Source organism: Kineococcus sp. AC630, assembly GCF_979255925.1.
The window spans coordinates 153632-165677 of the sequence record NZ_CEEDMJ010000012.1; the positions used below are offsets into that span (position 1 = coordinate 153632).

Consider the following 12046-nt stretch of genomic DNA (forward strand, 5'->3'; position numbering starts at 1 on the left):
CTGGAGGCCCCTCGTGCCCACCCCACCCGGACGCTCCCTCAACAAGCTGCGCTGGCTGCGCCAGGGCCTCGTGGGGACGAAGCGCTTCGTCTTCAACCGCGTGTGGGGCATGGACATCCACCCCACGGCCACGTTCAGCCTCTCGGCGAAGTTCGACAAGACCTTCCCCCGGGGCATCCACGTCGGGGAGCGCAGCTACGTGGCCCTCGAGGCCATCGTCCTGGCCCACGACATGACCCGGGCGAAGAAGACGCACACCCGGATCGGGCGGAACTGCTTCGTCGGGGCCGGCGCGATCGTGCTGCCGGGGGTCACGATCGGCGACGGGTCGATCGTCGCGGCCGGTGCCGTGGTGACCAAGGACGTGCCACCGGGCTCGATCGTGGCGGGGTCCCCGGCGAAGGTGATCCGCAGCGACATCACCGTCGGTCCGTACGGACGGCTCCAGAAGGAGCAACCCGCACCGGCTTCGTGAGCGGTGGGTGACGCCTGCGCCCGGCTGGACGCAACGGCTCACGGAGGGTGATGCGAACCGGCCTTCGGCGACCCGTTCGCGTCACCCGCTGAGGGGATGGCGGTGAGGTGCCCCGCGACCCGATGCCTTGGAGGACGACAACGTTCTCGAGACATCACCCCAGCGGAGGCACCCCGTGTTCACCACCCGACGTACCTGGCGTTGCGCCCTGGCCGTGCTCGGCACCGCCGCGGTCATCGCCTCGACCCCGGCGCCGGCCCTGGCGGCGAGCTCCTCGCCGTGGATCGCCTACAACGGCACCTCCGTGAACAACGCCCGCGTCCCCGCGAGCACGATCGACATGACCACCCGCTCCCCCAAGGCCTTCGACACCGTGACCTACGTGGTCTCCGGCAAGGTCGTCAGCGCCACCGCGAAGGCCGCGCAGCTGGCCGACGGCGACTGGGCCGCCACCACCTCCGTCGACCTGTCCGGTTTCGCCGGCCGGATCAGCCTCACCGCGAAGATGGTGAGCGGGAAGAACAGCAGCAGCGTCGCGAAGTCGCTCCGCGTGGTCGACCCCTCCACCAACCTCGGTTCCGGCAGCGGTGCGACCGTCGACCGCCCGACCCGCACCGCCCGCGCCCAGTTCGGCGACGGCCGTCCCAACGCCTTCACCACCGGCCTGCGCGGCGGCGCTCCCGTCCGCAGCCAGACCGGCGACCTGACCATCACGGCCGACGGCACCGTCGTGGACGGCGTCCTGATCAACGGCTGCCTCGTCGTGAAGGCCAGCAACGTCACCATCCGCAACAGCAAGGTCGTCTGCAACCGCAAGGGCCGCCAGCTGGCGATCAACGTCGCCGACGGCGCGAAGAACCTCGTCATCGAGGACTCCGAGATCGACGCGACCGGCACCGACGTCGGCATCGGCTGGGGCAACTACACCCTGCGCCGGGTGAACCTCCACGGCTCGGCCGACGGCGCCCGCTGGGGCACCAACGTCACGATCGAGGACTCCTGGATCCACGACATGTCCCGCGAGGACAGCCTGCACTCCGACGCGATGCAGACCACCTCGGGCGCCAACGTCGTGATCCGCCACAACACCCTGGACCCGTCCAACAACGGCGACCCGCTGAACTCCGCCATCATGATCGGCACCGAGACGGGCCAGCAGTCGCTCAAGAACGTCCTCATCGAGAAGAACTTCCTCGGCGGCGGTTCCTACACCGTCAACATCCGCAGCGACGCGAACATCTCGGGTCTCGTCGTCAAGGGCAACACCTTCGACGACAACAGCCGCTACGGCGCGATCGTCGCGCCCACGGGCAAGGACATCGTCTTCGCGGGCAACGTCCTGGGCTGGACCGGCGCGGCGGTCACGATCGACCCCCGCTGACCCCACCCGGCGGGGTCAGTAGGCCCCGCGCCCGCCGAACACGGCCTTCGCCGTCTTGGCGAGGATCATCAGGTCGAAGGCCGGCGACCAGTTCTCGACGTACTGCAGGTCGAGGCGGGTCGATTCGTCGAGGTCGAGGTCGGAACGCCCCGAGACCTGCCACAGACCGGTCAGGCCGGGCTTCACCAGCAGCCGACGCCGCAGGTCGTCGCCGTACTCGGCGACCTCGGCGGGCAGCGGGGGCCGCGGCCCGACCAACGACATGCTCCCGCCGAGGACGTTGAACAGCTGGGGCAGCTCGTCGACGGAGTACCGGCGCAGGAACGCCCCGACGCGGGTGACGCGCGGGTCGCGGCGCATCTTGAAGAGCAGCCCGTTGCCCTCGGACTCCGTACGCAGGTCGATCAGGAGCTTCTCCGCGTCGGTGACCATCGAGCGGAACTTGACCATGGAAAACTCGCGGCCGTCGCGGCCGACGCGGGTCTGGCGGAAGAACACCGGTCCGGGCGAGTCGAACTTGATCAGCGCGGCCAGCACGAGGAACAGCGGCGTCAGGACGAACAGCCCGGCCGCGGCGCTGCCGCGGTCCAGGACGGTCTTGCCGAGGTGACGGATCCCCCGCAGCTCCGGGCGGTCGACGTGCAGCAGTGGGAGCCCGGAGACGGGGCGGATGACGACCCGCGGCCCCACGACGTCGGTCAGCGCCGGCGCGACGACGAGGTCGGCCCGGGTGTCCTCGAGCTCCCACCCGAGGCGGCGCAGCACCGGGCCGTCGAGCTCGGGGCAGGTGAGGGTGGCGACGACGTCGGCGTCCATGGCCCGGGTCACGGGGGCGATGTCGTCGAGCGAGCCGAGCACGGGGACGCCGAGGTCCTGCAGTTCCGGTGACGTCACCCCGTCCGGGGTGCACGCGGCGTCGACGCGCAGACCGTGGTCGGTCTGACGACGGACCTGGCGGACGAGGGCGGCGACGGCGGCCGGGTGACCGGCGACGAGCGTCGACTGCATGCACTCTCCCGCCGCGCGCCGCACGTGCAGGAAGTGGCGGACGCCGAGGCGGGCGAGGACGGTGAGGAGGCCGGCGCTGGGCAGGGCCACGACGACGAACCCGCGGGCGACGTCCAGGTCGAAGGCCCAGGACGCCGTCCCGACGAGGGCGACGACAGTCGTCCCCGCCAGCAGGACCCGCTGGAACTCCTCCGACCCGACCGCGAGGAAGCGCGGCTCGTAGGCGCGGAAGAAGAGCATGGCCAGGATCCAGACGGGTGGGAGCAACGCCATGGTCCAGGCGACGGACATCCCGCTGGCGGTCCCGACGTGCAGGTCGACGTCACCGAAGCGGACGGCCCAGCCGAGCAGGGCACCGAGGGCGGCCGCGAGGAGGTCGGTGACGACGATCGTGCGGACGTACTCGCGCTGCCAGACGGGACGACGTCCGTCCCGGGGGCGCGCGGGAAGAGATCGGCGCCGGGAGCGCGGCAGGAACGGTTGGCTGACGTCGCCGGACCTGCTCTTCGCGTCAGCTTCGATGAGCCGACGCCGCTGCGTCGGCAGGAGCCGCACTTCCTCAGTCGCCATGACCTCCCCCGTCGTGAGTCCGCTCAGGAACCCCACGACGGTGTGGGACGCCAGTCACCCGGACGGACGCTCCGAACGGCGGAACACCACTACGGACGGATGAGCTGACACCACCCATGGTAGCCGGGAGTCACCCGTTCGCCGCAAGCCCCTCACAGCGGGTACACGTCCGGGCCGGAGGCTCCGCGACCACCCCGGAACGACGAAGGCCCCCACCGGAACCCGGTGGGGGCCTTCGTACCGAAGGGTGGAGCTGAGGGGATTCGAACCCCTGACCCCCTCGTTGCGAACGAGGTGCGCTACCAGCTGCGCCACAGCCCCTTGCCGTTCCCTCGTCGCACCCGGAGCTCCGGACGACGCGGCAACGGAGAAGAGGTTACCAGTCCCGCACCCCGCCTCGGACCACGGGGAGCTACTGGTTGACGACTCTCGCGTGGTCGCGGAGGTCGATGACGCGGGTGGCCAGCTCGTCCTCCCACTCCTCCGTCGTGACGGCGACCGCGGGCAGCGGCGGGGCGACGAAGGGGGCCTTGTCCTTGAGCAGGTACGTCGGCAGCGGCACGGGCACGGGCTGCCAGCTGCGGTCGCCGGCGAGGGGGGACGGCTTCTGCTCCCGCTGCACGGGGACGGTCGGTGCGCTCGGACGCAGGACGGGCAGCACCTGCGTGACCTGCGTGACCTCGGTGACGCGCGAGGGCGCGGCCACGGGGCGGGCCGACCTGGCCGCACCGTGGCGGGACAACGCGGCGACGACCAGCAGAAGGCCGAGCGTCGGGAGGGCACCGGAGTACCAGGGCGCCAGGCCGACGAGCACGGTCAGCCAGCCGAGGACGGTGAGACCGACGACGGTGCCGAGCAGTCGACGGCGGCGGGTGACCACGGCGGAGACCGTGCGCGACGACGGGGCCGACGGAGCGGCACGGACGAGCGAGGGAGCGGGGCTCGACACCGACACCGATGCCGACGGCACCGCGGGGAGGGCCGGGCTCCCGGTCCCCCCGAGGACGGGACGGCTGGAGGCGCCGAGGGCGGCGGCGTTCACCGCGGCGGCCGCGAGGGCCTGGCCCACCGGCGCGGAGTTCCTGCGCACGACGACCCGCATCGCCTGCGAGTCGCGGTCGGCCTGTCTCGCCGACGCGACCCGTCGGTGCTTCCTGATCGCACCGGGGACGAGGTAGGCAGCCCACAGGACGATGATGACGAGGAAGATGAGACTGCTGGCGGGCACGAAACGCAACGCTAGGGCTCACGGCCGGGAAGATCGTGCACGTCCGGGCGTGTCGCGCGGTGGAGTTGCGGCGGAGGTGCGCTGCACCGTCCCACGGCCTCACGCACGGTCCCGCGCACGGCTCAGTGGCGGGCCCCGCGCGAGGACCGGTAGCGGTTCAGCAGACCCTCCGGCACCTCCTCCGCCGTCATCGCGAACGTCCGGTGGTCGCGCCAGGAACCGTCGATGTGCAGGAACGCCTTGCGCAGTCCCTCGTCGCGCATCCCGAGCTTCTCCGCCACCCGCAGCGACGCAGCGTTCTCGGGCCGGATGTTCACCTCGATCCGGTGCAGCCGAAGGGCTCTGAAGCAGTGGTCCCCGACCAGGGCGAGGGCGATCGGGATGGTTCCGCGCCCCGCGACGCGCTGGTCGATCCAGTACCCGACGTGCGCGGAACGCAGCGACCCCCAGGTGATCCCGGAGACGGTGATCTGACCGACGAGGTTCCCGTCGAGTTCCACGACGAAGGGCAGCATCCGTCCGGCGCGGGCCTCGCGGGAGAAACCCCGGACCATCTGCGGGAACGTCGGCGCCGGCCCGCTGCCCTCGGGGCTCGTGGCCTCCCAGGGCCGCAACCAGGAGGCGTTCGCGGCGCGGACCCGGCGCCACGTCGAGGCGTCACCACGGCGCAACGGCCGCAGGCGGACGGCCCCCTCGCGCAGTTCGACGGGCCAGGTCGGGGTCACCGGGGTCCGCCGGGAGGGGTGTGGTCCCCACCGTGCAGCTGGTCGACGGCGTGGACGAGGAAACCCTGCAGCACCGCGACACCGTCCTTGCAGCCGCCGGGCGAGCCCGGCAGGTTCACCACGAACGTCCGGCCGGCGACGCCCGCGATCCCCCGCGACAGCACCGAGGTCGCGATCCCGTGGGCCACCCCGTAGGCCCGGATCGCCTCCGGCACACCGGGAACCTCGTAGTCCAGGACACGTCGCGTCCGTTCGGGCGTGAGGTCGAGCGGGCTCAGCCCCGTCCCGCCGTTGGTGACGACGACGTCGTACCCGGCGGCCACCGCGTCCCGCAGCGCCTCCTCGACGGGGTCGCCGTCGGGGACGACGAGCGGCCCGTCGACGAGGAACCCGCTCTCCCGCAACCCTTCGACGACGATCGGGCCGGACCGGTCGGAGTAGACCCCGGCCGAGGCGCGGTTGGAGACGGTGACGACGAGTGCCCTGGCCTCAGTCATCGACGCTCCAGTCCCCCGACCGTCCACCGCTCTTGGCGGTGACCCGGACGCCGTCGAGGACGGTCCGCCGGTCGACGGCCTTGACCATGTCCACGAACGTCAGCCCCGCGACGACGACGCAGGTCAGCGCTTCCATCTCGATCCCCGTCCGGTCCGCGGTGCGCACGACGGCGGTGATCCGCACCCCGTCCGACCGGGGGGTGATGTCGACCTCGACCGCGTGCACGGCAACAGGATGCGCCAACGGGATGAGTTCGGGGGTGCGTTTGGCCGCCTGGAGTCCCGCGATCCGGGCGACGGCCAGGGCGTCGCCCTTGGGCAGACCGCCTTCGGCGATGAGGTCGAGCACGGCCTGCGAGCAGCGGACGAACCCTTCGGCGCGGGCCTCGCGGGCCGTGACGGGTTTGGCGGAGACGTCGACCATGCGCGCGTGCCCCGCGTCGTCGAGGTGGGTGAGACGGTCCATCAGGCCATCCTTCCCGGCGCCTCGGGCGCTCCGGGCAACGGCCCGAGGAGGACGCACTCGACCTCGTCACCGACCTCGACGACGGAGGTGCCGACCGGGACGACCACGAGGCACGTCGCACGGGCCAGCCCGGTCACCAGGTGCGAACCGTGACCGGAGACGGGCTCGACCACGAAGCGCCCCTCGGCGTCGCGGGTCCAGGCCGCGCGCACGTACTGCTCCTTGCCCGGGGGCGAGGTCCAGCGCGCCCCGGCCACGGCCCGCACGTGGGGCCGTTCGTGGTCGGGCCCCTCGGCTCCCAGCATGCGCCGCAACGCAGGACGGACGAACACCTCGAAGGAGACGAAGGAGCTGACCGGGTTGCCGGGCAGGGTGAAGACGGGGACGGCGTGCTCGCCGAGCGTCCCGCAGCCCTGCGGCATCCCGGGCTGCATGCCGACCCGGTCGAAGCGGACGGAGTGCTCCCCGGGGCCGGAGAGCACCTCCTTCACGGTGTCGTAGGCGCCTTCGCTGACCCCGCCGGAGGTGACGATCACGTCGGCGCGCACGAGCTGGTCGTCGAGGACGGAGGCCAGTTCGCGGGCGTCGTCGGAGACGACCCCGACCCGGAAGGCCAGCGCGCCCACCTCCTCGGCCGCCGCGGTCAGCAGGTAGCCGTTGGCGTCGTGCAACTGCCCACGGGCCAGCGCCGTACCGGGTTCCACGACCTCGGTCCCGGTCGAGACGACCACCACCCGCGGCCGCGGGCGCACGCGCACCCGGGCCCGCCCGAGCGCGGCGAGGACGCCGATGTGGCGGGGTTCCAGCCGCGTCCCGGCCTCCAGGACGAGCGTCCCGGCGACGACGTCCTCGCCGGCGCGACGGATGTGCTGGCCCATCACGGGCACCTGGCGGATCAGCACCTGGCTCACGCCGCGGTCGGTCCACTCCACCGGCACGATCGCCTCGGTGCCCGCGGGGACGGGCGCCCCGGTCATGATCCGGGCGGTCGTCCCGCTCGTCAGGCGCACGGCGTCGGCCCGGCCCGCCGCGATGTCGGAGACCACCGGAAGACCCACCGGGGTCTCCTCGGTCGCGCCCGCGACGTCGCGCAGGCGCACGGCGTAGCCGTCCATGCCGGAGTTGTCGAAGGCGGGCAGCGGCCGCGGGCTGACGACGTCCTCGGCCAGCACGCAGCCGAGGGCGTCGCGCAGCGCCAGGTCCAGCGGCGGCAGCGGCCGCACCAGGTCCAGGCACGCCGCCCGGTGCGCCGCGACGGTGGTCAGGGTCTCGACACTCACCGCGACAGGTTGTCACGCTCGGACGCCGAGGGCCTGCGGGCGTGCAGGCCCTCGGAGACGTCAGGCCTGGGTGCTGGCTCCCGCACCCGACGCGACGTACTCGCCGAGCCACTGGCGCAGGTCCGCCCCGATGTCCTTGCGCTCGCTCGCCAGCCGGACGACGGCCTTGATGTAGTCGAGCTTGTCGCCGGTGTCGTAGCGACGGCCGCGGAAGACGACCCCGTGCACGCCGTAGCCGGGCCCCTCGCCCTGGGCCAGGACCTGCAGGGCGTCGGTCAGCTGGATCTCGCCGCCCTTGCCGGGCGCGGTCTCGTGCAGGACGGCGAAGACGGCCGGGTCGAGCAGGTAGCGGCCGATGATGGCGAGGTCGCTGGGGGCCTCCTCCGTCTTCGGCTTCTCGACGAGCCCGGACACCTTCACGACGTCCTCGGTGTCGGTCGGTTCGGCGACCGCGCAGCCGTAGAGGTGGATCTGGTCGTGGGGCACCTCCATGAAGGCGACGACACTGCCGCCGCGCTCCTCACGGACCTTGATCATGAGGTCCAGCAACGGGTCCCGGGCGTCGACGATGTCGTCGCCCAGCAGGACCACGAACGGTTCGTCACCCACGTGCTGCTCGGCGACGAGCACGGCGTGTCCCAGGCCCTTCGGGTCGCCCTGGCGCACGTAGTGCACCTGAGCGAGGTCGGTGGACTCCTGGACCCGGGCCAGCTTGGCCTCGTCGCCCTTGGCCTGCAGACCCACCTCGAGCTCGACGTTGCGGTCGAAGTGGTCCTCCAGGGACCGCTTGTTGCGGCCCGTGATCATCAGCACGTCCGTGAGGCCCGCACGCACGGCCTCCTCGACGATGTACTGGATGGCCGGGGTGTCGACCACCGGCAGCATCTCCTTGGGCATCGCCTTGGTGGCCGGCAGGAAGCGCGTTCCCTGCCCGGCGGCGGGGATCACGGCCTTGCGAACCGTGCGGCCGGGACGCTCGTCGCGTTCAGTCATGGCCCGGAGGCTACCGCCCGTCCCGGGTCGTGCACTGCCCGCTGCGGTGCTGGGCCGTCGGGGGACGACGCGCGACGCATTCCCTTCTGGCCCGCGGCGAGGCAAACTCAGAGGGAGGACGCCCCGGCGAAACAATCGTCGCGTCGTCCGTGCGAACCAGGAGCCGCCGTGCCCACCACCCCCGACACCGGCCACGACCTCGTCGTCGACTCGTTGTCCGTCACCGTGGACGTCCTCGAGGTCGAGGCCTGCAAGCGCCGACTGCGCCAGGGGATCCGCTCCCGCCGGCGCGAACGGGACACCGACACCGCCCGGACCGTCGACACCGCGGTCGCCCGCGTCCTCGCCGGCTGTCCCCTGCTGGCCGGCGCCCGCCGCATCGCCTGCTACTCCTCGACGACCGGTGAACCCGGGACGAAGACCCTGCTCGCCGAGCTCCGGCGCCACGACGTGGAGGTCCTGCTGCCCGTCCTGCTGGAGGACGGCGACCTCGGCTGGGAACTGCGCGCGCCGCGTCGCGGAGCCCCCGGTCCGCTGGGTCCGCTGGGCCCGCACGCCGTCGCCTCCGTGGACCTCGTCGTCGTCCCGGCGCTCGCCGTCGACACCGCCGGCCGCCGGCTCGGGCAGGGCGGGGGCAGCTACGACCGGGCGCTGGCGCGGGTGCCCGCGCGGGTGCCGGTGCTGGCCGTCGTGCACGACGACGAACTGCTCGACGCCGCGGTCAGCCCGCTGCCCGTGCTCCCCCACGACCGGCTCGTCCAGGCCGTCGTCACCCCGTCCCGCTGGTTGTGGTTGGCGGCCTGAGACTCCCGGCCCCGGAGCGGTTCGTGGTTCACTGTGCGCGCGTCGACGGTGACCAGACCGATACGGAACGTCAAGAGGAGCGCCTGGCCATGAGTGTGGACGTGTCGATCCTGGTGATCACCTACAACGCCCCCGAGTGGATCGCCCAGTGCCTGGACTCCCTCACGGGCGAGTCCAGGCCGCGAGCCTCCTTCGAGGTCATCGCCTTCGACAACGCCTCGGGCGAGGAGACGAAGCAGCTGCTGCGCGAGCGCGCGGAGACCACCCCCGAGCTGCGCACGCACTTCTCCCCCGACAACCTCGGCTTCGCCGTGGGCGTGAACCGCGCCGCCGAGATGGCCACCGGCCGGACCGTGCTGCTGATGAACCCGGACGCGATGATCAAGCCGGGGGCCGTGGACGCCCTGCTCTCGTTCCTCGACGAGGACCCCACCCGCGGGATCGTCGGCGGCCGCGTCCTCTACCCCGACGGTTCCGTCTCGCTCACGAGCTGCTTCGCGCAACCCTCGCTCTGGAGCTGGTTCTGCTACGCCACCGGGCTCTCGACGGCGTTCAAGCGCAGCTCGCTCTTCGACCCCGAATCGATGGGCCGCTGGGACCGCGACAGCGTCCGCGACGTCGACATCATCAGCGGCGCCTTCCTCATGGCGACGACGGAGACCTGGCGCGCCCTGGGCGGTTTCGACGAGAAGTTCTTCATGTACGGCGAGGACGCCGACCTCAACCGGCGCGCGGCCGACGCCGGTTTCCACCCGGCCATCACCCCTGCGGCCGTCGTCGTGCACGCCGGCGGGAAGTCGTCCTCGACCAAGACCGCCAAGCAGCGACTCCTGCTGCGCGGCAAGGCCGAGTACGCGATCAAGCACTGGACGCCGGGGCGGGCCAGGGCCGGCGTCGGGCTGCTGACCGCGGGGGTCGCGCTGCGCTCCGTCGGCGAGGTCGTCCTGCGCCGTGGTGAGACCTGGCGGCCGCTGTGGAACGAACGTGCCGACTGGGGCAAGGGCTGGCCGACGCGGGTCGACCTGACCGGCGACCGGGAACCGAGCACCGCCAGCTGATCACCGCCGGCTGATCACCGCCCGGTGCCGCGACCGACGCGCTACGGTGCCGCATGACCCTGGATGAGTTCAGTCGCATCCTGCTGCTGTCCTCCGGGGTCCTCCTCCTCGCCGTACTCGCCGTCCGGCTCGCCGCCCGGACCGGGCTCCCCTCCCTCCTCCTCTACCTCGCCCTCGGGCTGGTGCTCGGCGAGGACGGGTTGGGGATCCCCTTCGCGGACGCGGAGATCGCCCAGGTCCTCGGCTACGGGGCCCTCGTCCTGATCCTGGCCGAAGGCGGACTGACGACGCGGTGGTCGACGATCCGCGGCGTCATCGCCCCCGCCGGGGTGCTGGCGACGGGAGGGACGCTCGTCTCGATCGGGGTCGTCGGCTGCGGGGCGCACCTGCTGCTGCACACGGCCTGGCCGGTGTCGTTCCTCATCGGCGCCGTCGTGTCCTCCACCGACGCGGCCGCGGTGTTCTCGGTGCTGCGCACGGTGCCGTTGCCGCGCAGGCTGTCCGGGTTGCTCGAGGCCGAGTCGGGACTCAACGACGCCCCCGTCGTCATCGCCGTGCTGGCCCTGACCGAGGTCGCGGGCGGGCACACCGAGCACGCCTGGTGGTTCTTCGCCAGCGAGGCGGTCCTCGAACTCGCCCTCGGCACCCTGCTCGGGGTCGGCATCGGGGCCGCGGGGGCGTTGTTGTTGCGGCGCACCGCGTTGCCGAGTTCCGGGTTGTACCCCGTCGCGGTCCTGGCCCTCACCGTCCTGGCCTTCGCGGTGGCCGACGTGCTGCACGCCTCGGGGTTCCTCGCCACCTACCTGTGCGGTCTGGTGCTGGGCAACGCGCGCCTCCCGCACCGGCACGCGACCCGGGGTTTCGCCGAGGCCTTCGGGTGGCTGGCCCAGATCGGGTTGTTCGTCATGCTCGGCCTGCTGGCCAGCCCCTCCCGGCTCCCGGGCGCTCTCGTCGACGCCCTGCTCGTCGGGCTCGTCCTGACGCTGTTCGCGCGCCCGCTGTCGGTCCTGGTCAGCCTCGTCGGGTTCCGGATGCCCCGGCCGGACCTGGTGTTCCTGTCCTGGGCGGGTCTGCGCGGGGCCGTCCCGGTCGTGCTGGCGACGGTGCCCGTGGTCGCCGGCATCCCCGGCTCCGAGCGGCTGTTCGACCTCGTGCTCGTCCTGGTGGTCGTCTTCACCCTGGTCCAGGCCCCGACGCTGGCTCCCCTGGCCCGGCGGCTCGGGCTGATCTCCGCCACCCCCACGCAGGACCTCGACGTCGAGGTGTCACCGCTGGGCACCCTGTCCGCGGACGTGGTGCAGGTCCGGGTCGGGCCGGCGTCGCGGCTGCACGGCGTGGAGGTGTTCGAGCTGCGGCTGCCGCGCGGGGCCAACGTCAGCCTGGTCGCGCGGGACGGCGCGACCTTCGTGCCCCAGCCGCGCACCGTCCTGCGTCGCGGTGACGACCTGCTGGTGGTCACCGCGACCGCCGAACGTTCCGCGGTGGAGGAACGGCTGCAGGCGATCAGCCGGTACGGGAAGCTCGCCGACTGGCACCACAGAGAGTGACCTCCCGACTACGG

General features: G+C 72.5%; 12 protein-coding genes and 1 tRNA gene. 5 read left to right on the top strand and 8 right to left on the bottom strand.

Features of this window, described 5'->3' with window-relative positions:
- Window positions 1–13: 13 nt before the first annotated feature.
- Complete coding sequence (locus tag AC0I8G_RS14495; protein WP_471730540.1) at window positions 14–475, top strand: acyltransferase; 462 nt, start codon at window positions 14–16, stop codon at window positions 473–475.
- A 175-nt stretch (window positions 476–650) separates the two neighbouring features.
- The gene (locus AC0I8G_RS14500; protein ID WP_471730541.1) at window positions 651–1856 is read left to right on the top strand and encodes a right-handed parallel beta-helix repeat-containing protein; all 1206 of its coding nucleotides are present in this window, start codon (window positions 651–653) and stop codon (window positions 1854–1856) included.
- A gap of 15 nt (window positions 1857–1871) precedes the next feature.
- Here AC0I8G_RS14500 and AC0I8G_RS14505 read toward each other — a convergent pair whose 3' ends face one another.
- The 8 genes from AC0I8G_RS14505 to galU form a co-directional block, all read right to left on the bottom strand.
- On the bottom strand, window positions 1872–3434 hold the full coding sequence (locus AC0I8G_RS14505) for a sugar transferase (protein ID WP_471730542.1): 1563 nt from the start codon (window positions 3432–3434) through the stop codon (window positions 1872–1874).
- 248 nt (window positions 3435–3682) lie between these two features.
- Window positions 3683–3755: transfer RNA gene (locus AC0I8G_RS14510), tRNA-Ala, on the bottom strand.
- 91 nt (window positions 3756–3846) lie between these two features.
- Window positions 3847–4662 carry a hypothetical protein gene (locus tag AC0I8G_RS14515; protein ID WP_471730543.1) on the bottom strand — a complete coding sequence of 272 codons (816 nt, stop codon included), beginning with the start codon at window positions 4660–4662 and terminating at the stop codon, window positions 3847–3849.
- Between the two features lie 122 nt (window positions 4663–4784).
- The gene (locus AC0I8G_RS14520; RefSeq protein WP_380157728.1) at window positions 4785–5387 is read right to left on the bottom strand and encodes a GNAT family N-acetyltransferase; all 603 of its coding nucleotides are present in this window, start codon (window positions 5385–5387) and stop codon (window positions 4785–4787) included.
- The gene (locus tag AC0I8G_RS14525; protein WP_471730544.1) at window positions 5384–5884 is read right to left on the bottom strand and encodes a MogA/MoaB family molybdenum cofactor biosynthesis protein; all 501 of its coding nucleotides are present in this window, start codon (window positions 5882–5884) and stop codon (window positions 5384–5386) included. Before AC0I8G_RS14525 ends, AC0I8G_RS14520 begins: the two co-directional genes overlap by 4 nt.
- Window positions 5877–6350 carry a cyclic pyranopterin monophosphate synthase MoaC gene (moaC, locus tag AC0I8G_RS14530; RefSeq protein WP_471730545.1) on the bottom strand — a complete coding sequence of 158 codons (474 nt, stop codon included), beginning with the start codon at window positions 6348–6350 and terminating at the stop codon, window positions 5877–5879. Before moaC ends, AC0I8G_RS14525 begins: the two co-directional genes overlap by 8 nt.
- Window positions 6350–7630 carry a molybdotransferase-like divisome protein Glp gene (gene glp, locus AC0I8G_RS14535; RefSeq protein WP_471730546.1) on the bottom strand — a complete coding sequence of 427 codons (1281 nt, stop codon included), beginning with the start codon at window positions 7628–7630 and terminating at the stop codon, window positions 6350–6352. Before glp ends, moaC begins: the two co-directional genes overlap by 1 nt.
- 60 nt (window positions 7631–7690) lie before the next feature.
- Window positions 7691–8623, bottom strand: a complete 933-nt coding sequence (gene galU / locus AC0I8G_RS14540) for a UTP--glucose-1-phosphate uridylyltransferase GalU (RefSeq protein ID WP_471730547.1) — start codon at window positions 8621–8623, stop codon at window positions 7691–7693.
- A gap of 168 nt (window positions 8624–8791) precedes the next feature.
- Between galU and AC0I8G_RS14545 the strand changes: the two genes are divergently transcribed.
- The 3 genes from AC0I8G_RS14545 to AC0I8G_RS14555 all read left to right on the top strand — a co-directional run bounded on the left by AC0I8G_RS14545 (window position 8792) and on the right by AC0I8G_RS14555 (window position 12032).
- The gene (locus AC0I8G_RS14545) at window positions 8792–9427 is read left to right on the top strand and encodes a 5-formyltetrahydrofolate cyclo-ligase (RefSeq protein WP_471730548.1); all 636 of its coding nucleotides are present in this window, start codon (window positions 8792–8794) and stop codon (window positions 9425–9427) included.
- Between the two features lie 89 nt (window positions 9428–9516).
- Window positions 9517–10485 (top strand): glycosyltransferase family 2 protein, encoded by a 969-nt coding sequence (locus tag AC0I8G_RS14550; protein WP_471730549.1) that lies wholly within the window; start codon window positions 9517–9519, stop codon window positions 10483–10485.
- A gap of 53 nt (window positions 10486–10538) precedes the next feature.
- The gene (locus tag AC0I8G_RS14555) at window positions 10539–12032 is read left to right on the top strand and encodes a potassium/proton antiporter (RefSeq protein WP_471730550.1); all 1494 of its coding nucleotides are present in this window, start codon (window positions 10539–10541) and stop codon (window positions 12030–12032) included.
- Window positions 12033–12046: the final 14 nt, after the last annotated feature.

Coding starts and splice junctions, on each gene's coding strand:
- AC0I8G_RS14505 (WP_471730542.1), bottom strand. CDS start 3,434: ATGGCGACTGAGGAAGTGCGGCTCCTGCCGACGCAGCGGCGTCGGCTC.
- AC0I8G_RS14525 (WP_471730544.1), bottom strand. CDS start 5,884: ATGACTGAGGCCAGGGCACTCGTCGTCACCGTCTCCAACCGCGCCTCG.
- moaC (WP_471730545.1), bottom strand. CDS start 6,350: ATGGACCGTCTCACCCACCTCGACGACGCGGGGCACGCGCGCATGGTC.
- galU (WP_471730547.1), bottom strand. CDS start 8,623: ATGACTGAACGCGACGAGCGTCCCGGCCGCACGGTTCGCAAGGCCGTG.
- AC0I8G_RS14550 (WP_471730549.1), top strand. CDS start 9,517: ATGAGTGTGGACGTGTCGATCCTGGTGATCACCTACAACGCCCCCGAG.
- AC0I8G_RS14555 (WP_471730550.1), top strand. CDS start 10,539: ATGACCCTGGATGAGTTCAGTCGCATCCTGCTGCTGTCCTCCGGGGTC.